This is a genomic window from Novosphingobium sp. ST904, assembly GCF_001298105.1.
GTDB lineage: Bacteria > Pseudomonadota > Alphaproteobacteria > Sphingomonadales > Sphingomonadaceae > Novosphingobium.
The window spans coordinates 1-26,111 of the sequence record NZ_LGJH01000165.1 but is presented as its reverse complement, the minus strand read 5'-3'; the positions used below and the strand labels follow the sequence as shown (position 1 = coordinate 26,111).

The window sequence follows — 26,111 nt, the reverse complement described above, 5'->3', positions numbered from 1 at the left end:
GCTCGCCTTGATCCCGCCCGACGGCACCGCAGGGTCGATCCGGTTGTAGCAGTTCACCCAGACCGAGCCCGCCTTGAGCGCACGGGCCATGCGGTGCGCGCGGCCGAGATGGCTCGTCCAGACCCCGGCGCCGAGCCCGAATTCCGTGGCATTGGCGCGGGCGATCACTTCATCCTCGCTATCGAAAGGAAGCGTCGCCAGGATCGGGCCGAAGATTTCCTCCCGCACCGCGCGCATGCCGTCGCGGGCCTCGACGAGAACGGTCGGCGGGAAGAAGAAGCCCTTTTCGTAGGCTGCGCCCGATAGCCTGCTCCCGCCCGAGAGCGGGGCCGCGCCCGCCGCCAGCGCATCGTCCATATGGCCGCAGACGCGCTCAAGCTGACGCGCCGAAACCAGCGGGCCGAGGTCGGTTTCGGGATCGAGACCATCGCCGATCTTCAGCGTGCCCGCGATCCGCGCGACTTCGGCGGCGAATTCGCGGTGAACCGCGCGCTCCACGAAAAGACGCGTTCCGGCGCTGCAAACCTGCCCGGAATTGGCGAAGGCCGCGATCACCGCGGTCTTCGCCGCCGCTTCGAGGTCGGCATCGGCGAACACGATATTGGGAGACTTGCCCCCCAGTTCCAGCGAGAGCCGCTTGAGGTTGCCCGCCGAAGCCTGGACGATTCGGCGGCCTGTCGCCTCCGAGCCGGTGAAGGCGATCTTGTCCACCCCGGAATGCGCGGCGAGCGCCGCCCCGGCCTCGGCACCGAAACCGGTGACGACGTTGAACACGCCCGCCGGCACGCCCGCTTCCAGCGCCAGTTCCGCAAGGCGCAGCGGCGCGAGGCTGGCGTCCTCGGCAGGCTTGAGCACCAGCGTGCAACCGCTTGCGAGCACCGGCCCGAGCTTGAGAACACTGGCCCAAAGCGGTCCGTTCCAAGGGATGATCGCCCCGCAAACGCCAACCGGTTCCTTCACCGTGCAGGCGAAAGTTCCGGGATCGGACGGCCGGTTCGTGGTGCCTTCGACAGACCGCGCAATTCCGGCGAAATAGCGCAGCAGGTCTACCAGCATCGCCACCGAGCCGCGGGTGTGGCGGATCGGCGAGCCCATCTCCTGCGTATCCAGCCGGGCGAACTGCTCGGCATCGCGCTCCAGCAAGTCGGCCAGGCGCAGGATCAGCTTCTGCCGATCGGCCGGCGAGAAGCGCGGCCACGGCCCTTCCTCGAAGGCGCGCCGCGCGGCATCGACCGCACGGTCCACATCACCCGCCGTGCCCCGCGCGATCCGGGCCAGCACTTCGCCGGTCGCCGGATTGCGGGTTTCGAAGGTTTCACCGGATTGCGCCGGAAGCCATGCTCCGCCGATCAGCAGTTTCTCGTCGCGAACTGCCATGCCTTCAATCCCTCAACCGGAAGCTGACGCCCTGCGCGCCTTCCCAGAGCACCGTTCGGCCCAGTTCGGGCAGATGCTCAAGCCCTTCCACGATGGTCAGGAAGTGAATGCCCGCCAGCGGCCCGAGCTTGCTGGCGAAAGCCACGCCGCCATAGGCAAGCAGGATCTCGCACTCGCTGTAGCCACCGGGATAGAAGATGAACTGGCCGGGCGCGGGATAGCGCGTGGGATTTTCCCAGGGCAGGTCGTAGTGCGCATCGCCCAGCGGAATCCACACGCCCTCGCCGCTCCAGCGGACATGGATCAGCTTTTCGTCGTAAGGCAGCATCGCCTTGAAACGGGCGGCGGTGACAGGAGCGAGTTCCTCCTCCAGCCGGGCAACGAACCGGAAAGGGCCGGCGGTAATGTCGATCAGGGTCATTTATCGTGTGTCCGTAGGGTCAGGCGGCAGCGACAAGGCGTGCAAGGCCGCGTTCGAGATCGGCGATCAGGTCTTCCACCGCTTCGAGGCCGACATGGATGCGCACGGCCGGGCCGGGGGCGGACCACTCCGTCGCCGAACGCAGGGTGTTCGGGTAAGTCGGCACCACGAGGCTTTCATAACCGCCCCAGGAATAGCCCAGCTTGAACAGGTCCATGTGGTCCATGAACGCAGCGAACTGCTTGTCCGTGCAGGCTTCCAGCACGAAGCCGAACAGGCCGGAGGCGCCGTCGTAATCGCGCTGCCAGATCGCATGGCCGGGATCGCCCGGCAGCGCGGGATGCATGACGCGGTGGACTTCGGGGCGGCCTTGCAACCATTCGGCGATGGCCAGCCCCGAGGCATGATGCTGCTTCATGCGCAGCGGCAGGGTCCGCAGGCCCCGCATGGCCATGTAGATATCGTCCGGCCCGGCGCAGTATCCCGATGCCGACGCGGTTTTCTTGACCGGGATGAAGGCATCCTCCGTGGTGACGGCAATGCCGAGCATGAGGTCGGAGTGGCCTGAGATGTACTTCGTCGCGGCATTGATCGAAACGTCCAAGCCGTGCTCCAGCGGCCGGAAATTGATCGGCGAGCCCCAGGTATTGTCGAAGATCGTCCAGATGCCCCGCGCCCGGCATTCCTTCGCGATCGCGGGAACGTCCGTCATCTCGAAGGTCAGCGAACCGGGGCTCTCCATGTAGACGACACGGGTGTTCGGCTGCAACAGCTCGGCGATCCCGGCGCCCACGTCCGGCCGGTAATAGGTCACGTCCACGCCGAACTTGCGCAGGAAGCTCTCGCAGAAATCGCGGGCTGGGCCGTAGAGGCTGTCGACGATCAGCAAGTGGTCGCCCGCCGAAAGGAACGCGGTGAGCGAGGCGCAGATCGCGCCAAGGCCGCAGCTCGTCGTGATCGCGCGGTAGCCGCCTTCCAGGAGGGTGATCGCATCCTCGAAGGCACGCGTCGTCACCGTGCCCTCGCGTCCGTAAGTGAAGCCTTCGAAGCGCCCGAGGCCCGGTCGCGCCGCGTTTCGAGCAGGGCCTCCACGGAATCGAACAGGACTGTCGAACAGTGGTAGACCGGCGGATTGACGACGCCGAAATTGTTCTTCGGATCGCGGCCTGCGTGGAGTGCCTGGGTATCGCGCTTGAACCCGGTGATATCGGTCACTTCGTGAGGTCTCCTTAGATGACGGTGCCGGAATCGACGACGATGTCCTGCCCGGTAATCATGCGCCCCGCCGGTCCGACGAGGTGGAACAGGGCTGCGGCGATATCGTCCTCGGTAACGAGGCGGCCGAGCGCCGTTCCGGAAAGGAAGCGTTTCAGGGGCGCATCCTCGGGCTCGCCGTTGCGCTGGGCGGTTTCGCGGAACAGGCGGTGGATACGCTCACCCTCGACCCCGCCGGGCGAGATCATGTTGACCCTCACCCCGTGCGGTGCGCATCGAGCGCGGCAGACTTCACCAGCCCGCGCAGCGCCCATTTCGACGCGGAATAGAGCGAGAACCCGGCCACGCCCTTGTGCCCGTAAGTCCCGCCGACGGCCACGACACGCCCTTCGCCCCGCGCCGTCATGCCGGGCATCACGGCAGCCATGGCATTGACCACACCCAGCACGTTGATGTCGAAGCATCCGCGATAGTCCTGCGGGCTCGCTTCCCAGACCGGGCGGCGGGGCGCCCCGACACCGGCCGCGCAGACCAGTATGCCGGGCGCGCCCAGTGTCCGTTCGGTCCGGGCGGCAGCCTCGCACATCGAGGCATCGTCGGATACGTCCGCAGCGCAGGCGATGACGTTCAACCCTTCGGCAACGAGGGATGCCGCCGCCCGCTCTCCGGTTGCCGCATCCCGGCCCACGATCGCCACGCCGGCGCCCGCGCGGCCAAGCGCCCGTGCGAGGCCCAGGCCGAGACCGCGCGTCCCTCCCGTCACCATGGCAACCTTGCCTTCGAGGCTCATCGGCGCGTCATCCGCATTTATCGTCCTTGATTGGGCTTCCCTGATGACTTGGTAGCGCAAGATCACGGGTCGGGAAGGTGACCATTAGGCGACGGGTCCGCACCGAAAAAGCACCGCCGGGGCCATGGGTGTTGTCCTAAACAGTTCACGGCGAATGGATCATGGCCTGCCGCTCCCGGCTGATTTTCCGCAGCTTTCCGGGGCCCGCGCCATCAAGGAGTCTCGATAATGAGCCGTAGCGAAAGAAGCGAGGACGACATTGCGGCAGCAGCCGCCGTCTCGCTCGAAGAAATTCCCGTGATCGACTTCGCGCCGTTCCTGAGCGGCGATCCGGAAGCCCGCCGCACGGTGGCAAGCGAGATCGCGCGGGCCTGCGAGGAGATCGGATTCTTCTACCTCACCGGGCACGGTGTGCCGCAGGCGGTGATCGACGCGATCTTCGCCGGCGCCGCCGACTTCTTCGCCCGCCCCGCCGCCGAACGTGCCCGCGCCCATGCCACGCCCGAATGGTATCGCGGCTATATCCCGATGCCGGAACGCCAGCCGCTTTCGCGCAATACCCGGATGTTCGAGCAATACCGCCTCCAGCACGAATGGCCCGCCGATCCGGGCGACATGGAACATGCCCGTATCTTCGACCAGGCAAACCGCTGGCCCGAAGGCATGGCCGCATTCCGCGAGGCCGGAGAGGACTATCTCAGCGCCATGCTGGGCCTTGGCCGCGAACTGCTGCGCGCCTTCGCGCTTGGCCTCGGGCTGGAGGAAAGCCGGTTCGACGACTGGTTCAGCCAGCCGCCCTCGCAGCTCAGCCTGAACTATTACCCCGTGCTCCCGGACAGCGCGGACACCGACGTGTCCAACATGATCTCCCACACCGACGAGGGTCCGTTCACGATCCTGGCCCAGGGCGCGATCGGCGGGCTGGAGGTCAAGCGCCGCGACGGGGCATGGATACAGGCACCGCCGATCCCGGGCGCCTTCACCATCAATGTCGGCGACATGATGATGTGGTGGTCCAACGGCCGCTTCATCTCGAACTACCACCGCGTGCGCAACCGCACCGACGTGGAGCGTTTCTCGGTCCCCTATTTCGCCAATCCGGACCGCACGGTGACCGTGGCCCCCCTGCCCGAACTGCTGGGCGAAGGCCCGCGCTATGCGCCCGTCCGCGTCGCCGACCACCTCGCCCGTTTTTACAGCCAGCTCTCCAAGAATCCTCATGAAGCCTACAACTGAGCCCCATATGACCGCAAAGATCGGCGCCGACATCGGCGGCACCTTCACCGACGTCGTGCTCGAAATCGGCGAGCGGCGCCATTCCACCAAACTGCTCACCACTTACGATGCCCCCGAACGGGCACTGCTCGACGGGGTGACGCTGCTGCTTGCCGAAGCGGGAATCGAACCGGCCGACGTCTCGCTGGTCGTCCATGGCACCACGCTGGCCACCAATGCCCTGATCGAGCGGCGCGGCGTGACCGTGGCCATGCTTACCACAGAGGGGTTCCGCGACGCGCTGGCGCTCGGCACGGAAAGCCGGTTCGACCAGTACGACATCGGCATGGAAAAACCCGCCCCGCTGGTGCCGCGCCGCCTGCGCCTCGGCGTGCCGGAGCGGCTCGATGCGCTGGGCGAAGTGCTCGTCCCGCTGGACGAGGACGCCGTGCGCACCGCCGCCGCCGCATTTCGCGATCAGGGCGTTGAAAGCGTCGCGGTCGCCTTCCTCCACAGTTACGTCAACGATGCGCACGAGAAGCGCGCGGCCGAAATCCTGCGCGAGGAAATGCCCGGCGTCTCGATCTCGCTCTCCTGCGAGGTCTCGCCGGAAATGCGCGAATACGAGCGGTTCTCGACGACGACGGCCAATGCCTATGTCCAGCCCCTCGTAGACGCCTATCTGCGCCGCCTCGAAGGCCGTCTCACCGAAATGGGCTTCACCTGCCCGCTCTACCTCATGCTGTCCTCGGGCGGGCTCACCACGGTCGATACCGCCGCGCGCTTCCCGGTGAGGCTGGTCGAAAGCGGCCCGGCGGGCGGCGCCATCTTCGCGGCCTCGGTCGCGGCGGAATGCGGCGCGGACCGCGTGCTCGCCCTCGATGTCGGCGGCACCACGGCCAAGATATGCCTCATCAACGACGGCGCCCCGCAGACCTCGCAGGTCTTCGAGGTCGGCCGCGTCCACCGCTTCCGCAAGGGCAGCGGCCTGCCGCTGCGCATCCCCGTCGTCGAGATGGTGGAGATCGGCGCGGGCGGTGGTTCGATCGCCTCGGTCGACAGTGCCGGACGCCTCGCCGTCGGCCCGCACAGCGCCGGCTCCGAGCCCGGCCCCGCCGCTTATGGACGGGGCGGAGAGCGGCCCACCGTGACCGATGCCGACATTACCCTGGGCCGCATCGACCCTTCGCGCTTCGCGGGCGGCAAGGTCACCCTCAGGCCCGAAAACGCGCAGGCAGCGCTGGCCGGGCTCGGCCTCTGGGACGGCCGCGCCGAAACCCTCGCCGTCGGCGTCAGCGAGATCGTCGACGAGACCATGGCAAGCGCGGCCCGCGTCCACGCGGTGGAACAGGGCATGACCCTGGACGAACGCAGCCTCATCGCCTTCGGCGGCGCGGCCCCGCTGCACGCGGTCAGCTTCGCCGAAAAGCTGGGCATCGGCACCGTCATCATTCCCTCCGGCGCAGGGGTCGGTTCGGCAGTGGGCTTCCTGCGCGCGCCGGTCTCCTACGAAGTCGCGCGCAGCCTCACCATGCGGCTGGACGCGGTGGACATCGACAGGCTGAACGCTCTGCTTGATGAGATGGCAGGCGAGGCGCGAAACCTTGTGAGCGCCGGGGCGCCCGGTGCGAAGCAGACGGAAAAGCGCGTCTGCCTCGCCCGTTATCAGGGACAGGGTTACGAAATCCCCTTCGAGTTCCCCGCCCGCACGCTTGGCCCCGGCGATATCGCCGTGCTCAGGGAGGCGTTCGAACAGGCATACCGTGCGCAGTACGGCGGCATGGTGCTCGACCTGCCGATCGAGATGCTGACATGGCGCGTCACTGTCGGCGCGGGCGGTTTCGCCTCGGAGGCGGCGGCGGCCGAAGCGACGCCGCGCGATGCCGCGCCCGTCGGAAGCCGCAAGGTGATCGACCCGGCCACCGGCGAAGCGCTCGACTTCGCACTCTATGCCCGCGAGGAGATGCGGCCCGGAGACCGGTTCTCCGGCCCCGCCCTCGTCGCAGAGCGCGAGACCACCACCGTCGTCTCCCCCCGCTTCGACGGGCGCATGGATGAACGCGGCTATCTCGTACTGACCCGCCGCGACCAAGGACTTTCCCGATGAGCCAGACTTCCTCCGGCACCGCCCTTACCGAACTGCGCATGCAGGTGATCTGGACGCGCCTGATCTCGATCGTCGAGGAACAGGCGCAGACGCTGATGCGCACCGCTTTCTCCACCACGGTGCGCGACGCGGGCGACCTTTCCGCCGCGTTGTTCGACCTCGAAGGCCGTCTCGTAGCCGAGGCGGTTACCGGCACACCCGGCCACGTCAATTCGATGGCAGAGGGCGTGCGCCACTTCCTGGCCAAGTTCCCGGTCGCCACGATGAAGCCGGGCGACCATTTCATCACCAACGACCCATGGCTCACGGCGGGGCACCTGCACGACGTCACCGTGGTTTCGCCCGCGTTCCATGACGGGCGGGTCGTCGGCCTGTTCGGCGTGTGCTGCCACCAGGTCGACATCGGCGGGCTCGGGCAAGGGCCGGACGGCCGCTCGATCTACGAGGAAGGGCTCCAGATCCCCCTGCTGAAGCTGGCGGACGCGGGCCGGATCAACCAGGATCTCATCGATATCCTGTGCCAGAACGTGCGCATGCCGATGCAGGTCAAGGGCGATGTCCTGTCCTACATCACCAGCAACGAGGCGGCATCGCGGCGGCTCAGCGCCATGCTGGGCGAATTCGCCATGGCCGACCTTGCGCAAGTGGCGGACTACATCATCGAGCGCTCGCTGGCGGCAACCCGCGCCGAGATCGCCAGGCTGCCTGACGGCCAGTGGACCAGCACCCTGGTGATCGACGGTTACGACAAGCCGGTGACGCTGGTGGGCACGCTGACCATCGCCGGGGATACCCTGTCGATGGACTACGAAGGCACCGATCCCTGCCTGCCGCGCGGCATCAACGTCGTGCTCAACTACTGCCGCGCCTACACCGTGTTCGGCCTGCGCTGCGTGATCTCGCCAGACGTGCCCAACAACTTCGGCGCGCTCGATCCTTTCGTCGTCACCGCGCCGGAAGGTTCGATCCTCAACGTCCAGCGGCCATGGCCGGTCGCGGCGCGCCACGTCATCGGGCAGATGCTGCCGGACCTCGTGTTCGGGTGCCTCTCTCAGGCAATCCCCGACCGCGTTCCGGCAGAGGGCAGCTCGTGCCTGTGGTCGGTTCAGCTTCGCGGCAACCTGCCCGCCCAGGGCAATGCGCGGCAGGGCGAGAGCTTCGATGCGATCTTCTTCAACTCCGGCGGTTCCGGCGCGCGGCCCGAGCAGGACGGCCTGTCCGGCACCGCCTTCCCCAGCGGGGTGCGCGCCATGCCGGTGGAAGTGACCGAGAGTTCGGCCCCCATCGTCATCTGGCGCAAGGAACTGCGCGCCGACAGCGGCGGCCCCGGCGAACGCCGCGGCGGTCTGGGCCAGACGGTGGAAGTGGGCATGCGCGACGGCAGCGGCTTCGAAGTGCTCGCCATGTTCGAACGGGTCGACCGCCCGCCAGGGCGCGACGGCGGGCATGACGGAGCGGCGGGCAAAGTCACGACTTCGGGCGGCAAGACCATGCGCGCCAAGGGGCTTCAGGCGATTCCGGCGGGCGAGCGGCTCGTGCTGGAAATCCCGGGCGGCGCCGGGCTCGGCGCACCCGCGACACGCGATCCCGCCAAGGTCCGCCGCGATATCGAGGAAGGAATGATAACGCCCGAGGGCGCTAGCCGGGACTACGGCTTCACCGGCTAGAAACCTGGGGGCGGGGGTAAAATCCCCCGCCCCAGGTTCACCTGTTCCGGTTCATTTCTCGACAGCGATCTCGTCGATTTCCTCGTCCTCGTCGGCGTACCAGTTCTCGCTGCCGGGGATGGTCGGCAGCGAACGGCAATCGTTGAGGTCGCGCGCGATCTGCTCGGCGAACTTGGCCGCGACCAGCGGCAGCGGGCGCCCCTTGAGTTGCCCCAGCACCAGCGGCCCGTAAGTCCGGTCGATATCGCTGATCCGCCGCACCGCAAAGCGCGGATCGTGGCGCCACACATCGGCGCCGATGTCGATCTGGAAGGTAATCAGATCACTGCCGGCAACCAGCTCCGCCAGGAAATCGAAGCTGTTTGCCTCCACCGCGACATTGAGCTTGGCAGAGCTTGAAAGCAGGCGGCTCTCCACGATTTCGCGCCCGCCGAAGGCCATGTCCGGCATGGCCACGTCGTAATGCGCGCATTCCCTGAGCCGCAGCACTTCGTTCTTGGCAAGCGGATGGTCCGCCGCCATCACCGCGACCAGCCCCTGCCCGATGGACATGATCGGATGCAGCTCCGAGGAGCGCAGGGGGCGGAAGATCAACACCAGGTCCATCTCGTATTCCATCAGCGCCCGCACGGCGGTGCTGTGGTCGGTAACGCTGACCTTGAACTTGACGTTGGGATGCTTCTCGCGAAAATCGGCGACGTGGCGAAGCACGAAGCTGCGCGCCACCGCCTGACTGCAGGCAATCCGGACTTCGCCGCGCTGCAGCCCTTCGAGCTCCTCGATCTGGGAGTAGACCCGGCGCAGTTCCGATGTCTGCATCCTGATCCAGCCGATCAGCACCTCGCCGGCGGCCGTCAGCCTGACACCCGAGGTGTGCCGCTCGAAAATGGTCGAGTTCAGATCGTGCTCGACGTCCTGAATTCGTCGCAGCAGAGCCGAGGGGGTGACGTTCAGCCGTTCGGCCGCCTGGCGCACGGACCCGACCCGCGCGACTTCATCGATATATTGCCAGATCCTCTGGTTGCGTAGCGCCATCTGCGACTCCGTTCGATTTTCGGCTACACCCTGCCCGTGGTTTAACACCACTTGGGCAACGGCACATCCCTTATGCAACGAACGTCACGAGGCAGCGGCTTGGGAAGAAGCGCCTCCTCGTAAAACTCACAATATCGCCCGCCGGTCAACATTATTGTTATCATCGGGGTATTATTTAAATCACGTCTTCGGGGTGTTCCAATGGACCTGCAATTGAAGGATAGAATTGTTGTCATTACCGGCGCGGGTAAAGGCATGGGTCCGGCCATTTCTACATCGTTCGCCAAAGAAGGCGCCAAACTTGTTCTGCTGGGCCGCGACACCGAAGCGCTCGATGTACTGAAGATGGCGATCGACGAAATCTCGTCCGCCCTTGTCGTCAAGTGCGACGTTACCGATCCCGCAGCCTGCGCTGCCGCCGTCACCGCGGCGGAATCCCATTTCGGACCGGTCGATGTCCTCGTCAACGTTGCCGGCGGCACCGGCCCGGTCGGCGCAACGGCATGGGAAACCACACCCGAAGGCTTCGACGAGATCATCCAGCTCAACATGGGCGGCTGCTTCCTGATGATGCGCGCGGTGCTGCCCGGCATGGTCGCCCGGCGCTATGGCAAGATCGTCAATGTCGGCGGCACCTTCGGCATGCACGGCCGCGCCGGGCGCATGGCCTATTCCGCCTCGAAATGGGGCCTGCGCGGCATCACCAAGTCCACCGCGATCGAAGCGGGGCCCTACAACGTCAACGTCAACATCGTCGCCCCCGGCATGGTGGACGGGCCGCGCTTCCGCACCAAGGTCATGCCCGGCATGGCCGAAGCCCGCGGACTGACCGAAGACGAAGTGATCGCCGAGCATGCGGCCGAATATGCCCTGCGCCGGATCAGCACGGCCGAGGACGTGGCTTCGGCCTGCCTGTTCCTCGCCTCCGACGTCTCGCGCCAGATCACCGGCGTCGACCTGCCGGTCGACGGTGGCTGGGCCTCGCTCTGAACCCTGAATTGCATACGGAACGCCCCATGACTGCTGAGCCCATGACCGCCGATATCGTCATCAACGGCGCAACCCTCGTCACTGACAGCGCCATGTTCGCAGCCTCGATCGCCATCAAGGACGGCGCGATCCTGGCGATCGGCGCGCCCGAGGCGATGCCGGACGCCGCCGAAGTGGTGGACGCCACCGGCAAGTACATCCTCCCCGGCGCCATCGACGCCCACGTCCATTTCCGCGATCCGGGCTATACCCACAAGGAAACCTGGGAAACCGGAACCGCCAGCGCGGCCATGGGCGGCGTCACCACGGTGTTCGAGATGCCCAACACCAACCCGCCCACGGGTAATGTCGAAGCGCTCAACATGAAGCTGGAATCGGCGAAGAAGGCCTATGTCGATTTCGGCATCTACGGGCTCCTGGGCGAGGACAACCTCGACCAGCTCGAAGCGCTGATCGAAGGCGGCGTGGCCGGGTTCAAGTGCTTCATGGGCAATACCTTCGGCAACCTGCCCTCTCCGCCCAGCGGCGCGATCCTCGAAGGTTTCGAGATCGTCGCCAAGCACGGCTACCGCGTCGCGCTCCATGCCGAGAATGCCTCCATCATGGCGCGCCGCTCGAAGAAGCTGCGCGAGAACGACTGCTGCGACCCGCTCGCCCATCTCGACGCGCGGCCGCCGGTAGTCGCAGTGGAGGCGGTGTCGCGCGCGGCGATCCTGGCCGAATGGACCGGCGCACGCATCCACGTCCTCCACGTCTCCTCGGGCGACGAACTGCGCCCCCTGCGCGAGGCCAAGGCCCGCGGCGTGGACATCACGGCGGAGACATGCCCGCACTACCTGCTGCTGGACGAACACGCCTATACCGAGAAGAAGTCCCTGATCCGCGTCAATCCGCCCGTGCGCGAGAAAGTTCATCAGGAGCAGCTCTGGCAGGGCGTTGCCGACGGCACGATCGACATGATCGCCACCGACCATGCCCCGCACAGCCACGCGGAAAAGCACAACGACGACATCTGGCGCGCCGACTGCGGCTTCACCGGGGTGCAGACGCAGATGCCGCTCATGCTCACCCAGATCGCCAATGGCCGCATGACGCTGAACCAGTATGTGCGCATGACCTCGCTGGCGCCCGCCAAGGCGTTCGGCCTCTATCCCCGAAAGGGCGCGCTGCTGCCGGGTTCGGACGCCGATATCGTCGTCGTCGATCTCGACAAGGTGGTGAAGGTCGATTCCGCGCTGCTCAAGTCCAAGGGATCTTCCACCCCGTTCCAGGACTACGAAACCCGCGGCGCGCCGATCCACACGCTGGTGCGCGGACGCTTCGTGATGCGCGACGGCGAACTGGTGACCGAAGCGATGGGCCACGGCCTCAACGTGCGGCGCATCCAGCAGATGCCGACGCCCAGGCCCACGAACACGCACACCACCACCCGCGCGATCCTCGAAAAGCGCGGCAAGCGTTACTGAGCCGGACGCACCGCCAGACCGGTCCCTCACTCGGACGGCGCCCAGCAAACGGCGCCGTCCGTTCTTTCCCATGTCCCGAGCAGAAGAGTGTCCATGTCCATCAAGCTCGACCAGGCCCGTGCCATCGTTTCCGCCGCGCTCGAAAAGGGCCGTGAAATGGGGCTCAAGCCCTTGACGGTCGCCGTGCTGGATGCCGGTGGCCATCTCGTCAGCTTTGGACGCGAGGACGGCTCCTCGACCCTGCGCCCGCAGATCGCCACGGCCAAGGCGGCGACGGCGCTGGCGCTCGGCCTGTCCTCGCGCGCCGTTGCGGCCATGGCTGCCGACCGTCCGGCATTCGTGGCCTCGCTCGGCGCCATCGCGCCGCAGGGCATCGTTCCTGCCGCCGGCGGTCTGCTCGTCATCGGCCCGGACGATACCGTGATCGGAGCCGTCGGCGTGACCGGCGACCTTTCGGACAACGACGAAGCCTGCGCCCTGGCGGGGATCGCCGCCGCCGGGCTTGCAACGAAGGAATAAGCCGCATGGCCACCCAGACGATCGACCGCGCCGGCCTCTCCGTCGAATCCTCGCTTGCGGCCTTCATCGAGGAGCAGGCCCTTCCCGGCACCGCGATCGCCCCTGAGGCCTTCTGGCACGACCTTGCCGTGATCTTCGCGCGCTTCACCCCGCGCAACGCCGCCCTCCTGGCGACCCGCGACCGACTTCAGGCCCGCATCGACGCATGGCACCGGACGCACCGCGACCAGCCCTTCGATGCTGCCGCCTATCAGGCATTCCTGAGCGAGATCGGCTATCTCGCAGCCGAGCCGGCACCTTTCAGGATCGCCCCCGAAAACGTCGATCCCGAACTTGCCGCGATCGCCGGGCCGCAACTTGTCGTGCCGGTGCTCAATGCCCGCTTCCTGCTCAACGCCGCCAATGCGCGCTGGGGCAGCCTTTACGACGCGCTCTACGGCACCGACGCCCTGCCCGGCAAAGCCACGGGTCCGGGCTACGATCCTGAACGGGGCGCTGAGGCGATCGCCTGGTCCAGGGCCTTCCTTGACCGCGCGGCCCCGCTCTCCAACGGCTCCTGGGCCGACTTTGCGGGCGGCGATCCCGTGCTTGCCGATCCTGCCGCGTTCGCCGGGCGCCGGGGGGCCAACATCCTGCTGCGCCATCACGGCCTGCACATCGAGATCGTGATCGATCCCGCCCATCCCATCGGCGCCGCCGATCCGGCGGGCATTGCCGATATCCAGCTTGAAGCCGCGATCACCACGATCGTCGACCTCGAGGATTCCGTCGCCGCCGTGGACGGGCCGGACAAGCGCGATGGCTACGCCAACTGGCTGGGCCTGATGCAAGGCGATCTCGAAGCGACCTTCGAGAAGGGCGGCAAATCGGTGCGACGCCACCTTTCGCCGGACCGCGCCTACACCGCGCCCGATGGCAGCCCGTTCTCGCTGCGCGGCCGCAGCCTGCTGCTCGTCCGCAATGTCGGGCACCTCATGCGCACGCCCGCCGTCCACCTGCCAGACGGCAGCGAGGCCTTCGAGGGCATACTCGATGCCGTCGTCACCAGCCTGATCGCGCTGCACGACCTTGACGGCAGGGGCCGCTATCGCAACAGCCCGGCCGGCTCGATCTACATCGTCAAGCCGAAGATGCACGGGCCGGACGAAGCGGCCTTCGCCAACGACCTGTTCGATGCGGTGGAAGACATGCTGGGCCTCGCCCGGCACACCATCAAGATCGGCGTCATGGACGAAGAGCGCCGCACATCGGCCAATCTGGCAGCCTGCATCCATGCGGTGAAGGACCGGATCGTCTTCATCAACACCGGCTTCCTCGATCGTACCGGCGACGAGATCCACACGTCCATGCAGGCCGGGCCGATGCAGCCCAAGGGCGACATGAAAAGCGCCCGCTGGCTTGTCACTTACGAGAACCGGAACGTGCAGATCGGCCTCCAGACCGGATTTTCCGGCCGGGCGCAGATCGGCAAGGGCATGTGGGCCGCGCCGGATCGCATGGCCGACATGCTGGAGCAGAAGATCGCCCATCCGCTCAGCGGTGCCTCCACCGCCTGGGTGCCTTCGCCCACGGCGGCAGTGCTTCATGCCACGCACTACCATGCGGTGGACGTGGCAACGCGCCAGTCCGAACGCGCAGCCGAACCCCCGGCATCGCTGGGCGACCTGCTGACGCTTCCGCTGGCCCGCCCCACGGATTGGAACCGGACCGCTATCGAACGGGAACTCGACAACAACGCGCAAGGCATCCTCGGCTACGTCGTGCGCTGGATCGACCAGGGCATCGGCTGCTCCAAGGTTCCGGACATCAACGATGTCGGGCTGATGGAAGATCGCGCCACGCTGCGTATCTCCGCGCAGGCGCTCGGCAACTGGCTGCTTCACGGCGTCTGCACGCAGGACGATGTGGAAGCCGCGCTGGCCCGCATGGCGGAAAAGGTCGACGCCCAGAACGCGGCTGACCCGGATTACAGCCCGATGTCACGGGATCGGGAGCGTTCGGTGGCATTCCAGACCGCCCGCGCCCTGATCTTCGAGGCGGCCGCCCAGCCGAACGGATATACCGAATGCCTGCTGCACCGCTTCCGGCTCCAGCGCAAAAGCGCAGCCTGAACGGTCGTAACGCACTTAACGGAAGAATTTGACGGATCGCGGCTGCGGCCGCGGTCCTGATTCCTGCGCGGGCCCCTTTTCCCGGCCACATTCCCTCTGCCCTGCCCGGCATCGAGGAGCGGCGCCCCCGCACGGCGCCTCAAGACCATTCGCTGAGCGCAAGAGGATGGCCCACGGGCGCATAGTTGCCCGCCCCTTACCCCGAAAGACCCCGCCGGCCGGTTTCGCGCCGGGCTATAGTTGTGAATGCCGCCTTGCGGCGGTCATGCCGCCGCCGCGAAGGCGACCTGTCCCGCATGGACCACGTTCCGGCGGGAAGCGCTGGCATTTGGGCGCCGGGGACGAAAGAGCGCTCGCGCCATGAATGTATTGTAATTGGCACCCGCAAATGTGCGCTCGTATCCCCTGCCTCGTCATCGGCAGGGCAGGGAGCACGCCTCAGCGGGCCCCGTCCGTCCGATCGCCGTGGCATGCGGCTTATGCCGGATATCAAAGGCCTGAAGACCGGAAGAATTGAGGCCTGAGAAGGTGAAGCCAAAGAATTGAGGAAAGTGTCTGCATAAACAGAACGACTGGACACCGCTTCAGGCAGCATCAGGCCGGAATGGCCTCTTCCAGGCCAGCCGCGCCTGACAGGGAAGGCTGGAATCGGAAGCCGCGCCCTTAACAACTAACATTAACAACCGTCGTAAAGCGACTGGAGAGCACTCTCCACGCCCAGAGGCCAGAAGGCTCTTGCAGAGCGCCCGCAGAGGCGTGCGGAGCCTGCCGAAGGGTCGTTCGCCGGATCGGCCAAATTATTCGCAGGATCAACGCATGTCATTGAATTACAACGAAAATGATCGCGACACTTTAGCCAAAAGTGTATCACAGAGCAATAGGTTATTCTTTTTAGAGGGGATTGTGATGCTTTCTGCGGCCAAGGCTGCGGATCACCGTTAACCGGCAGATTAAGTAAATCACCTTTACCGGGGTTTACCATATCCTTCGACGACGGCCTGTTAACTGACCCGCCTGACACACCCTCTGCCACCTTCGCGGTCGATACCGGTTCTCCGGCGAATTCCACCAAGTCGTCACCGGGCAACATATCGGAGAATTTCGATTTCTCCGTGATCTTTTGCCGCCACATACGGGCCGCGATTTCCCGCTCTTCTGGTCCGACTGCGCTGGTATAGATTGCTGTTGTCTTGATGTCCGCATGTCCAAGCCATCTCTGGACCAGTGTAAGCGGCACTCCGGCCTGGATCGCACGGACGCCGAACCCGTGCCTCAGACCCTTGGGGCTGGCATAAGTGCCGGTTATTCCCGCACTTTCCATGACCTCGCAGATCCGGCGATAACCCGTCATGCGGGACCATGGCCACAACTCGGGATCGTCGCTGGAGCGCGATCGGAGCCATTTATACAAAACTCTCAGAAAGTTGGGCGGAAGAGGAATTGCCCTAAATATGCGTTTGCCGCGCTTTTTCAGGCACTGGATAATGACGTGCTTGGCCTCGAAGTCGATACTGTCGACGGTCAACGACAGCGCCTCGGAGATTCGGCAGCCAGTATAGGCCAGCATCCAGCAAAACGTTCGCACATCCGCACTTCGATTACGTGCGGAACGTATGAATGCGTCGATCTCATTATTAGTAAGATATTTGCGTTGTCCGTGCCGATTATAGACAGTCCATGGCATATGATGAAGCCCTCGCGGTGACGGATTATCCGGTAAAGACATAGCGTTAACGCCGCTACCAAAACCCCGCTCCGGGCGGTTTGAGACACTTTTGGCTAAACCGTCTCAGACACGGCAGTTCCACTCGGAGTCTTGCTGATGTGGGGGTTGGCAATGGCTATTAACGCGGACAGACGAAGAACCGAGGGCACCAGGGCCGGCGCGGCTCACGTTGCCCGCCTGGCCAGATACCCTGACACGGCGCTCTTCTGGTTCCGCATTGGAAACTATCCGCATCTCGTGGCCGCCTATGGCCAGGAACTCGCTTCCGAGGCGGTGGCGACCGCTCATGACCATATCGCCCGGCTCGTCCAGGACAATGGCACCATGGAGACATGCCGCGCGGATGTCCTGGAGGTCAGGATCAAGCGCGGCACCCGGCTCGGCGACACGATGACCCCCGCGAGCGGCGCGGCCTGGGCGGCGACGGTCTGCGAAGCGATCCCGCTGCTGGCCTTCGCCAGCAAGGCGGGGCCGATCCATGTCTGGGTTTCGGCCTGCTGGAGCATCTTCACCCCCGAAAGCGATTCCGGCGAAAGCGATTCCGGCGAAGACGCTTCCAGCCCGGGCGATGTTTCGGAATGGATGTTTCCCTTCGTCGGCGCCCTTCCCGAGTATGGCGAGGAAGCCGAGCGTTACCGGGCCGACATGGCGATCGTCTCCCACGCCCTCACGGCGCTCAAGTCGATGCGGGACGGCACTGCCGGAAGCGGAGGCCTGCGCCCGTTCTGGCAGAAAGTACGCTGCGCGGACTCGGGGGTGACCCGTTACTTCGAGGCGCTCGCCCGGCTATCCGACAGCAAGGGCCTGCCGGAACGCCCCGGGACCTACATCCTCTCGATGGAGCGGCTGGGCTTCGTGCGCCTGCTCGATCTCTTCATGGTCCGCCAGGTGATCGCCGAACTGGAACGCTCGGAAGACATCCAGATCGCGGTGAACCTGTCCGCCCTGAGCCTGAGCGACGATCCCTGGTGGGACGACATCCGGTCCACCCTGCGGCGCAACGGTCACATCGCCCGGCGCCTGCTGCTCGAAATCACCGAAACCGCATCTTTCCCGAAAGTCTCCGATGCCGTGCGGTTCGTCGATACGATGCGCCGCCTCGGTTGCGGCATTGTGCTTGACGATTTCGGCACGGGGTACGCCTCGGTCAGGCAATTGCTGGCTTTCGCGCCCGACATCATCAAGATCGACAGCCTGTTCCTGCGCCGGGCCACCGCTTCGGAGCGCGGCCGCGCGATCTTCGTTTCCCTTGCTCAACTGGCCAAGTCGATCAGCGCCACCGTCGTCGCGGAAGGGGTCGAGACCTCCCAGCACCGGAATATCGCGCTGGAGGCAGGGGTGAACTGGCAGCAGGGCTACCTGTGGGGCCAGCCCTGCGGCTGCCGACCAAGACCTTACGTGGCGGACGGACTTCCGCAACCGCCGGAAACATCACGGGGCTGGCAGTGCGCGCCGGAACCTTCGCTGAGATTCGTCCAGTGAAGAGGCCGGCGTCCTGCGGGCGTCCAACTTCCTTCGGGTCGCCTCCGAAGGCCGAGAGGTGCGGCACCTTGTTTCGTGGGGGCGAACAACTGCCCGGCCGCACCTCTCCGTTCACTATATTATATGAATTAACTCGTTAAATATCAGAATTTATCTCGATACATTTATATAGACAACATTTCAGATAACGAAAACACTCCGAAAAACGCATTTATTAAAACAGAAATGCAATAATTTTTCCCACCATACGGCGGATTATCTTCGGATATATCCGCCCGGATTGGAGAATTTCACATGTCCGGATTTCGTCCGACTTATCTCATCGCGGGCATTGCCGCATTCGGCCTCGTGGCAGCAGCGCCTCCGGCGCCCGAGCGCGTGAAGCGCGCCAGCACCAGGATGGCCACGCAGACCGGCGCCGAAGGCCTGCCCGCTGCCGGCGGCGGCGCTGCCGCCGCGGCGGGCGGAGGCATCCTGCAAGGCTCGTGGCTATGGGCTCTGGGCGGCATCATTGCCGCAGGCGGCCTGACCGCGGTTGCCATCAGCAACTCCGACGATCCGCCCGCCAGCCCGGCGTCCTGATCCGCGCGCCGCCTCTGGGGGAGGCGGTTACATCCATTGAAGACACAGTCGCGCCGGACGGTATCGCCCGGCGATAGGGGGGCGTGTGCTCACTTCCGTTCAAAGTCCAATGCCTTTCATCGAGGCACCCGACAGCGGCGACCTGCCGCTGCGGGACGCCGTCGCCGCGCCTTATGGCAAGCCGCTCCGCTTCCTGCTGACCGGATGCCAGTTGCTGGCGGCCGACGGCGCCGGATTCCTGGCCGGCCATGCCCTGTTGCTGGCGTCCTGGCCCGCCGCCTGGGGAAACCTGCACGAACACGTCATGCTCATGCTGGCGGCCACCTATTTCCCAGTCGCCTGCTACGGCGGCAGTTTTTCGCCGGCGCTGGCCTCCAATGCCGTGCGCAGCGTGCAGCGGGCCTGGCTCGCCATTCTGGTGACGTTCCTGACGCTGCTGGTACTGGCCGCCCTGTTCGAGCGGACGACCGGCCGCATTTCGGAAACCCTCGCCTGCGCGGTCGGCGCTTCGGCCCTGACCATTGGTGTAGCACGGTTCGGGCTGGCCAGCCTGCTCGCGTCGCGCTGGTGGCGCGCGCGTCCGGTCATGCCCGACGATCGTGCTGCTGGACGACCAGTCGATGGCCACGGCCATGGCGATTTCCGACGGCATCATCGTCGACGTGAAGGCCCACGGGCTGCGCGCCGATCTCAATGACCCCGCCGCCCTTGCCCGTCTCGGCACGCTGGCGAACAACGCCGATCGCGTCGTCGTGGCCTGTGCCTCAGACAAGCGCGCCTTGTGGGTGGCGGCGCTGCGAGGCGCCAATGTTCCGGTGGAAGTGGTCGTGGACGAAGTCGGCGAACTGGCGCCGATGGGAGCCGGCCAGTTCGACGGACGCACCACGCTCAAGGTCGCGGCCGAGCCGCTCTCGCTCGACCAGCGGATCACCAAGCGCGGGTTCGACATCCTGTTCGCCAGCGCGGCGCTGGTGGCCCTGCTGCCGCTGCTGCTGTTCACCGCCCTTGCCGTCAGGATCGACAGCGCCGGCCCGGTGATGTTCCGCCAGCCGCGCATCGGACGCGCAACCGCACCTTCCTGATGCACAAGTTCCGCAGCATGAAGGTGGAGACCCAGGATCTCCACGGCAGCCAGTTGACGAGAGGTCGCGACGACGACCGGATCACCCGCGTCGGCCGCTTCATCCGCGCCACCAGCATCGACGAACTGCCGCAGCTGATAGACGTGCTTCTCGGCCACATGAGCATCGTCGGACCAAGGCCCCACGCGCTCGGCGCGAAGGCCGGGGACCAGCTCTACTGGGAAGTCGATGCCGCATACTGGCACCGCCACGCCGTCAAACCGGGACTGACCGGACTGGCGCAGGTGCGCGGCTTCCGCGGGACCACTTTCGTAGACACCGACCTCAGGAACCGGCTGGAATCGGATCTCGAATATGTCCGCAACTGGTCCCTTTCGGGCGACATCAGGATCGTCTGCCGGACCGTCATGGCGCTGAGCGGCAAGTCCGCCTTCTGACCAACACTTTCCCTTCTTGCATCTCCGCCGGGTGAAAGCCCGGCCGGACCGAACGCATACATACAGGAACTGGCGTAATGCATATTGCTGTTTTCGGAATGGGCTATGTCGGCCTTACTGCGGCCGCGTGCCTGGCACGATCGGGACACATGGTCAGCGGCGTCGAGGTCAACGAGGCCAAGGTCGCGGAGCTCAACGCCGGCGGCTGCCCGATCGCCGAACCGGGCCTTCACGAACTGCTGCGCGAAGGCCGTGAGCTGGGGCTCCTGTCCTATACCCAGAACGCTGGCGACCTCGTCAACGAATGCGACATGGCGATCGTCTGCGTGGGCACGCCGAGCGGCCCCGACGGTTCGCACAACATGTCGTACATCGGCGAGGTCAGCCGCCAGATCGCCAACGCGGTCACCACGAACCGGCCGCGTCCGCTGACCGTGGTATACCGCTCCACCATCCGGCCGGGCAGCCTGGAAACGCTGGTTCACCCTATCTTCGAGGCGGAACTGGGCGACCGGCTGCCGCAGGCCATCGAACTGGTCTACAACCCGGAATTCCTGCGCGAAGCGACCGCGATCGAGGACTATTTCCACCCGCCCAAGATCGTGATCGGCACCGTGGATGGCGCGCCCTCGGAAAACATGACGGCGCTTTACGACGGCATCGCCGCGCCCACCTTCGTCACCCGCTTCCGCGAAGCGGAATTCACCAAGTTCGTCGACAACACCTGGCACGCGGTGAAAGTGGCCTTCGCGAACGAGATCGGGCGAACGGCGGTAAAGCTCGGCATCAGCGCGCAGAGCGTTCACGAGATCTTCGTTTCCGACACCAAGCTGAACATCTCGCCCTACTACATGCGCCCGGGCGGCGCCTTCGGCGGCTCCTGCCTGCCCAAGGACGTGCGCGCGCTCCAGTATATCGCCGCCGATGTCGGCGCGCATACCGTCATGATCGATTCCGTCCTGCGGTCGAACGAGAGCCACAAGTACTTCCTGTTCCAGTACGTGCGGGAAAACGTGCCGGAAGGCGGCAAGGTGCTGATGGCGGGCCTTTCGTTCAAGGCGGACAGCGACGACTTGCGCGAAAGCGCCAATGTCGATCTTGCCCGCAAGCTGCTGGAATCCGGATATCAGCTTTCGGTCTACGATCCGACCCTGATCCCCTCAAAGCTGATCGGGCAGAACCTGGGCTATGCCTATAGCCAGTTGCCCGCCCTCAACCGCCTGTTCGTGCCGCGCGACGTGGCCGAGAGCGAGGAATGGGACCTGGCGATCGACACCATCGGCCTCATCGCCGACCTGAAGGTGAACGCGCGCAAGCATGTCAGCACCAACCGTCTGCCGTGACCATGGAGGCGCTTCCCAAAGTCATGGACTGCCCGCCGAGCGATCGCCCCCTGCGGATTGCGATCGTCTACAGCAGGCTGCCCTTCCCGATGATGCGCGGCGACCAGTTGACCGTCGCGCATCTCATCAGCTTTCTGGCCGCGCGCGGGCACGATGTGGACCTCTACACGCTCGACATGCAGGGGAAACTGTCGGGAACCCAGCGCGAGTGGCTGGAGCGCAATTGCCGCAAGCTTCGCATCTACCGGCACGGTCCGGTGCGGATCTTGCGAGGGCTGATCGCCGGGCTGTTCAGGCGGGAGCCCGCCCAGGTCGCGATGTTCCGCAACGAAGTGCTGGCACGCGAACTCGCCGCCGCCACGCGTTCGAACGCCTATGACGTGATCTACTGCTACTACATGCGCAGCGCCCACGCGGTGCTGCAGCCGCCCGCACGCCTCCATCGCAATGCCACCACCTTTCCGGCGACCTTCCTCGCGATGCAGCTTTCGCAGTCGCTCAATACCCGCCGCATCCTCGAAAACGAACGCAACCCGGTGCGGCGCTGGCTCTACCGGATCGAGACCGCACGCTGCGAGTGGTACGAGGCGCGCGTCTGGCAACGCTTTACGCGTTCCGTGCTGATCGGCCCGGCCGACGTGGCAAAGGTCAAGGCGGTCTGCGCCGCGCAGGGCCAGCCGGAGATCGACAACTGGGTCTACGGCGCTCACGGCACCGACCTCAGCCACTATCGCCCCGCCCGCCCGGACGAAATCGTGCCCGGCCGCGTCGTGTTCTCGGGATCGATGCTCTACCAGCCGAACGTGCAGGCGGTGCTGTGGTTCGTCGAGCATTGCTGGGCGCGTATCCGCGCCGCCGTTCCCGATGCCCACCTCGTCATCCAGGGCCGCGATCCCACCGCGCCGATCCGCGAGCTCGACGGGCGTGACGGCATCAGCGTGACCGGGACGGTCAGCGACATGGGCATCAACATCCGATCTGCCAGCGTCTGCATCAATCCGATGCGGGCGGCGGGCGGAATGCAGAACAAGCTCATCGAATACATGGCCAGCGCCAAGGCGATCGTCGCCACCTCCATCGCCAACGAGGGCACCATGGCCCCGGACGACGCGCTGCTGCTGGCGGACGAAGCGCCCGCCTTCGCCGATGCCGTGATCGGGATCCTCTCCGACCCGCGGCGCGGCGCCGCCCTCGGCGCGGCCGCCCGGCACTACGTCGAGAGCAACTGGACCTGGGAATCCCATTTCCTCAAGCTTGAAAAAGCCATCTTCGAAAGCCTTGGCCTGCCTGCCGATCCGGTCGAGGAACGGGCAGCCGTACCGGCATGAACGACAGGCTTTACGTTGCCCCGCCGTTCGCCGCCGATGACGGGGACGACATCATCAGCGCCAGCCTTCTCGCCGGCGCCGTCGTCCTGTGCTGCCTGCCCTACCTGGTGTTCGGCCCGATCGCCGCGCCTTCGCAGGTCCAGCCCTGGGCCGCGCTGCTGTGCTGGGCCTTCGTGCTGCACCGCGTGCTGACATCGTCGCTGCGCATCAACGGCTTCCAGCTGCTGGTGCTGGCCTTCGCGTTGTGGTTCATGCTCTACGTCAATGACCCGGGCAACGTCGGGCTCGACTATTACCTGCGCCGGTCGGCAAGCTTCGTCATCTGCTGGGCCATCATCGTGGCCGCGCCCTACGTCTCGCCGATCCTGCTGTGGCGCGTGCTCACGATCACCCTGCCGCTGTGGAGCGGCTTTGCGGTGCTGGGGTTCGTCAGCAAGGGCCTGTACCTGGCGATTACCAAGCCGCTGGTTCCCACGGCGCAGGGCGTGGCCGGCGGGCGCGGGGCGACCGGGCTCGCGCCCGAGGCCACCGACTTCGGCTTCACCATGGCCTTCATGGTGCTGCTGGCGCTGATAACCCGCAAGGTTCTGTCGGACCGCGGATACAAGGTGCCTGCCTGGCCCATCGGCCTTGCCCTGTTCAATGTCGCGCTGTCGCAGTCCGGTTCGGGCTTCTTCGCCGTGATCGTGCTTGGCGGGCTGTTCTACCTGACGCGGGAAGGCGCGGGCAGCCGGGCCGATATCCGGGGCGCCGTGGCCTTTCGCCTGCTCGCCGCAGGCGGCGTGGCGGCGGCGCTCGTGCTGACCATCGGCATGGCCCCCGAAACGGGCGTGCGCGGGCTCGATCTGGTCATCCTGTCGCTGCGCTCGCCCTCGGGCCTGCTCAACACCACCTTGTCCTACCGCATCGTCCACAATGCCGTGGGCATCCTCGGCATGATCGATTCCCGGCTGATGGGCTACGGCGCGGGCTCCTTCCTCAAGGTCGGCGCGCAGCTCTACGCGCAGTACGATCTCGGCAGGTTCTTCGGCCTGACCGGCTATTACGCGGCTTCGGTCCCGCTGAGCTTCACCGGATCGCCGGTCGCCTATTTCCCGGTGCTGTTCCTGGAATACGGCCTGGCCGGGCTGGCTTTCGTGCTCCTGCTCTTCAGGACCGTGAGCCTTTCGGCCCTGCCTTACGTGCCGCTTGCCCTGGCGATGATGTTCATGACCTGGGTGCAGAGCTTCCCGGCCGCCTATCCGCCTTTCTGGCTGCTGATCGGGCTCGCGCTCAATCCCGGATTCCGTACCGGCAACCGCAGCGCCCTGCCCGCCGTTCCGGCGCACCGGGAGATGGCGGCATGACCGCGCATACCAACCAGACCCGTGCCCGCTTCGGCTACGTCAGCGGGCTCGACGGGCTGCGCCTCGTTGCCGTGGCGATCGTGATCGCCGCCCATTACCAGCTGGTGCCCTATATCCCCGGCGGCTTCGGGGTTTCGATCTTCTTCTTCATCAGCGGGTTCCTGATTACCCGGCTCATGCTTGCCGAGGAGAAGACATACGGACAGATCGCGCTTGGCCGGTTCTATGTCCGGCGCTTCATCAGGCTGCTGCCGCCGCTCGCGCTCATGGGGACGTCGCAGTGCCCCTGCTGGCGCTGACGGACCCGGCCGGCTTCTCCTGGAGCCAGGTCCTGCTCTCGTTCTCGTACCTGGGCAACGTGCACAAGATAGGCTCCCGCCTGCTGGGCTGGAATGCCGGTTACGACGCGCTCGAACCGCTCTGGAGCCTTGCGGTGGAGGAGCATTTCTACCTGCTGCTTCCCCCCGTGCTCCTGCTGGTACGGGGCAGCGCGGGCCGGATCCGCATGATCTCGGCGGTGCTGGCAGGCGCACTGGTCCTGCGGATGCTGGTCTGGGCCGCCACGCCCCGGTTCGCGGACGACATCAACTACAACTTCACCCTGACCCGCATCGACGCGATCGGCTGGGGCGTGCTGCTCACCCTCCTGCTCGACGGGGGCCGGATCGGGCAGGCATGGATCGAACGCCATGGCGCCGTGCTGCTCTGGGGCGGGGCGCTGGCGATGCTGCTCTCGCTGGTCCACTGGTCCGGGTTCTACGAAACGGCCTTCAAGTACACGCCGCAAAGCATCGCCATCGGCGCGGCTTTCTGCGGTGCGATCTTCCCGGCGCGTAACGCCTGGGTCCGCCGGATCGCCGAACTGCCGCCCATCCGCTACCTCGGAAAGACCAGCTACGAACTCTACCTCTGGCACTATCCGGTCTATTCCCTGGCCGAGCGGTTCGTCGTCTCTCCGCACTTGCGCGCGGTGCTCTCGCTTGCAGCGACCATCGCGATCTCGTCGCTGGCCTACAGCCTGACGACCAGACGGCTCGCGCCCCTGCGAAAGCGGTTCGGAGGCCATCCCGTGTGATGCCCGCCCGGTTCGAACGGAACGCCCCCTCGACACCCCTTCAATCCAGGACAGCGAACGTGACACCCCTTTTCCCGCGGCCCCACCGAATTTCCGGCGTGCTTGGCTGCGCCGTGCTGGCTTCGCTCCTCGCAAGCTGCGCGCGACCCGACCTGCCGCGTGACGAGGCGGCTTACGAGGTCATCCCCGCCGTTTCCCCCGAAAGCGGGCGCGACTACATCCTCGGCCCTTCCGACGTCATCAGCCTCACCGTGCTGAACGAACCAGACCTCAGCCTCAAGGATGTCCAGATCACCACCGGCGGCAACATCTCGCTGCCGCTGATCGGACAAGTGAGGGCCAGCGGCTTCACCACGGACGGGCTGGCGTCAGACATCGCCGCCCGGCTCGGCCAGCGCATGCTTCGCAATCCCGACGTTTCCGTCAATCTCACCACGGCGGTGTCGCAGAAGGTGGTGGTGGAAGGCTCCGTGACCAAGCCGGGTATCTACCCCGTGCAGGGCAGGACCACGCTGCTGGGCGCGATCGCGATGGCCGAAGGGACCAGCCGCATCTCCGCGCTTGGCGAAATCGTCATACTGCGCACGGTCGACGGCAAGGCCATGGGCGCGGTCTTCGACGTGGGCATGATCCGCAGAGGCGAACTGCCCGATCCCGAAATCCTTGGCGGGGACACCGTGGTCGTCGGCTTCTCGTCGCTCAAGGCGGCCTGGCGCGACATCCTGACGACGGCGCCGCTCGTCGCCGTGTTCCGGGCCTACCGATGAGCCATCCCGCCGCCGCCCCCTGCCGCCCTG

At 65.9% G+C, this 26,111-nt stretch carries 21 protein-coding genes and 3 pseudogenes; 17 read left to right on the top strand and 7 right to left on the bottom strand.

Going from position 1 to position 26,111, the window contains the following annotated elements:
• Positions 1–45: 45 nt before the first annotated feature.
• The 5 genes and pseudogenes from ADT71_RS26580 to ADT71_RS26560 all read right to left on the bottom strand — a co-directional run.
• Positions 46–1,377 (bottom strand): annotated as a pseudogene (locus ADT71_RS26580) (aldehyde dehydrogenase); the annotation flags it as partial.
• Between the two features lie 4 nt (positions 1,378–1,381).
• Positions 1,382–1,798: a DUF3830 family protein gene (locus ADT71_RS26575; RefSeq protein WP_054441779.1), complete on the bottom strand. Its 417-nt coding sequence runs from the start codon at positions 1,796–1,798 to the stop codon at positions 1,382–1,384.
• Between the two features lie 19 nt (positions 1,799–1,817).
• Positions 1,818–2,813 (bottom strand): cystathionine beta-lyase, encoded by a 996-nt coding sequence (gene metC / locus ADT71_RS26570; RefSeq protein ID WP_231636216.1) that lies wholly within the window; start codon positions 2,811–2,813, stop codon positions 1,818–1,820.
• Positions 2,810–3,013, bottom strand: coding sequence for a hypothetical protein (locus tag ADT71_RS34535; RefSeq protein ID WP_231636215.1), 204 nt, complete (start codon positions 3,011–3,013; stop codon positions 2,810–2,812). Before ADT71_RS34535 ends, metC begins: the two co-directional genes overlap by 4 nt.
• A 14-nt stretch (positions 3,014–3,027) precedes the next feature.
• Positions 3,028–3,779: pseudogene (locus ADT71_RS26560) on the bottom strand (SDR family NAD(P)-dependent oxidoreductase).
• Between the two features lie 252 nt (positions 3,780–4,031).
• Between ADT71_RS26560 and ADT71_RS26555 the strand changes: the two are divergent.
• Genes ADT71_RS26555 through ADT71_RS26545 form a run of 3 tightly spaced genes read left to right on the top strand, consistent with a single transcriptional unit; the run spans position 4,032 to position 8,792 of the window.
• Positions 4,032–5,039, top strand: coding sequence for an isopenicillin N synthase family oxygenase (locus ADT71_RS26555; RefSeq protein WP_054441774.1), 1,008 nt, complete (start codon positions 4,032–4,034; stop codon positions 5,037–5,039).
• Positions 5,040–5,046: 7 nt separating this feature from the next.
• Positions 5,047–7,125, top strand: a complete 2,079-nt coding sequence (locus ADT71_RS26550) for a hydantoinase/oxoprolinase family protein (RefSeq protein ID WP_054441772.1) — start codon at positions 5,047–5,049, stop codon at positions 7,123–7,125.
• A complete protein-coding gene (locus tag ADT71_RS26545; protein ID WP_054441771.1) occupies positions 7,122–8,792 on the top strand; it encodes a hydantoinase B/oxoprolinase family protein in 1,671 nt (556 codons plus the stop codon). Before ADT71_RS26550 ends, ADT71_RS26545 begins: the two co-directional genes overlap by 4 nt.
• 51 nt (positions 8,793–8,843) lie before the next feature.
• Here ADT71_RS26545 and ADT71_RS26540 read toward each other — a convergent pair whose 3' ends face one another.
• The gene (locus ADT71_RS26540; RefSeq protein ID WP_054441770.1) at positions 8,844–9,827 is read right to left on the bottom strand and encodes a LysR family transcriptional regulator; all 984 of its coding nucleotides are present in this window, start codon (positions 9,825–9,827) and stop codon (positions 8,844–8,846) included.
• Between the two features lie 213 nt (positions 9,828–10,040).
• On the opposite strand from ADT71_RS26540, the gene ADT71_RS26535 reads away from it, so the two are divergent.
• The 4 genes from ADT71_RS26535 to ADT71_RS26520 all read left to right on the top strand — a co-directional run bounded on the left by ADT71_RS26535 (position 10,041) and on the right by ADT71_RS26520 (position 14,913).
• The gene (locus ADT71_RS26535) at positions 10,041–10,817 is read left to right on the top strand and encodes an SDR family NAD(P)-dependent oxidoreductase (RefSeq protein ID WP_231636214.1); all 777 of its coding nucleotides are present in this window, start codon (positions 10,041–10,043) and stop codon (positions 10,815–10,817) included.
• A 26-nt stretch (positions 10,818–10,843) separates the two neighbouring features.
• Entirely contained in the window at positions 10,844–12,283 is a 1,440-nt protein-coding gene (allB, locus tag ADT71_RS26530; protein ID WP_231636213.1) for an allantoinase AllB, read from the top strand.
• A gap of 93 nt (positions 12,284–12,376) precedes the next feature.
• On the top strand, positions 12,377–12,802 hold the full coding sequence (locus ADT71_RS26525) for a heme-binding protein (protein WP_054441767.1): 426 nt from the start codon (positions 12,377–12,379) through the stop codon (positions 12,800–12,802).
• A 5-nt stretch (positions 12,803–12,807) separates the two neighbouring features.
• Entirely contained in the window at positions 12,808–14,913 is a 2,106-nt protein-coding gene (locus ADT71_RS26520; RefSeq protein ID WP_054441766.1) for a malate synthase G, read from the top strand.
• Between the two features lie 676 nt (positions 14,914–15,589).
• Here the strand turns inward: ADT71_RS26520 and ADT71_RS30810 are convergent.
• Positions 15,590–16,597: a site-specific integrase gene (locus ADT71_RS30810; RefSeq protein WP_082370580.1), complete on the bottom strand. Its 1,008-nt coding sequence runs from the start codon at positions 16,595–16,597 to the stop codon at positions 15,590–15,592.
• 153 nt (positions 16,598–16,750) lie between these two features.
• Between ADT71_RS30810 and ADT71_RS26515 the strand changes: the two genes are divergently transcribed.
• The 10 genes and pseudogenes from ADT71_RS26515 to ADT71_RS26465 all read left to right on the top strand — a co-directional run bounded on the left by ADT71_RS26515 (position 16,751) and on the right by ADT71_RS26465 (position 26,081).
• Positions 16,751–18,121: an EAL domain-containing protein gene (locus tag ADT71_RS26515; RefSeq protein WP_054441765.1), complete on the top strand. Its 1,371-nt coding sequence runs from the start codon at positions 16,751–16,753 to the stop codon at positions 18,119–18,121.
• Between the two features lie 294 nt (positions 18,122–18,415).
• The gene (locus ADT71_RS26510; protein WP_054441764.1) at positions 18,416–18,703 is read left to right on the top strand and encodes a hypothetical protein; all 288 of its coding nucleotides are present in this window, start codon (positions 18,416–18,418) and stop codon (positions 18,701–18,703) included.
• 109 nt (positions 18,704–18,812) lie between these two features.
• Positions 18,813–19,400, top strand: a complete 588-nt coding sequence (locus ADT71_RS26505) for a hypothetical protein (protein ID WP_054441763.1) — start codon at positions 18,813–18,815, stop codon at positions 19,398–19,400.
• Positions 19,324–20,222 (top strand): annotated as a pseudogene (locus tag ADT71_RS36045) (sugar transferase). Before ADT71_RS26505 ends, ADT71_RS36045 begins: the two are co-directional and overlap by 77 nt.
• Positions 20,223–20,299: 77 nt before the next feature.
• Entirely contained in the window at positions 20,300–21,565 is a 1,266-nt protein-coding gene (locus ADT71_RS26490; protein ID WP_054441760.1) for a nucleotide sugar dehydrogenase, read from the top strand.
• A gap of 2 nt (positions 21,566–21,567) precedes the next feature.
• Positions 21,568–22,893, top strand: a complete 1,326-nt coding sequence (locus ADT71_RS26485) for a glycosyltransferase (RefSeq protein ID WP_054441759.1) — start codon at positions 21,568–21,570, stop codon at positions 22,891–22,893.
• On the top strand, positions 22,890–24,239 hold the full coding sequence (locus ADT71_RS26480; protein WP_054441758.1) for a hypothetical protein: 1,350 nt from the start codon (positions 22,890–22,892) through the stop codon (positions 24,237–24,239). The genes ADT71_RS26485 and ADT71_RS26480 overlap by 4 nt, the downstream gene beginning before the upstream one ends.
• A complete protein-coding gene (locus ADT71_RS35210) occupies positions 24,236–24,538 on the top strand; it encodes an acyltransferase (RefSeq protein ID WP_054441757.1) in 303 nt (100 codons plus the stop codon). The genes ADT71_RS26480 and ADT71_RS35210 overlap by 4 nt, the downstream gene beginning before the upstream one ends.
• Positions 24,520–25,314, top strand: coding sequence for an acyltransferase (locus ADT71_RS26470; protein ID WP_054441756.1), 795 nt, complete (start codon positions 24,520–24,522; stop codon positions 25,312–25,314). Before ADT71_RS35210 ends, ADT71_RS26470 begins: the two co-directional genes overlap by 19 nt.
• Positions 25,315–25,373: 59 nt before the next feature.
• Complete coding sequence (locus ADT71_RS26465; RefSeq protein WP_165913208.1) at positions 25,374–26,081, top strand: polysaccharide biosynthesis/export family protein; 708 nt, start codon at positions 25,374–25,376, stop codon at positions 26,079–26,081.
• Positions 26,082–26,111 lie beyond the last annotated feature (30 nt).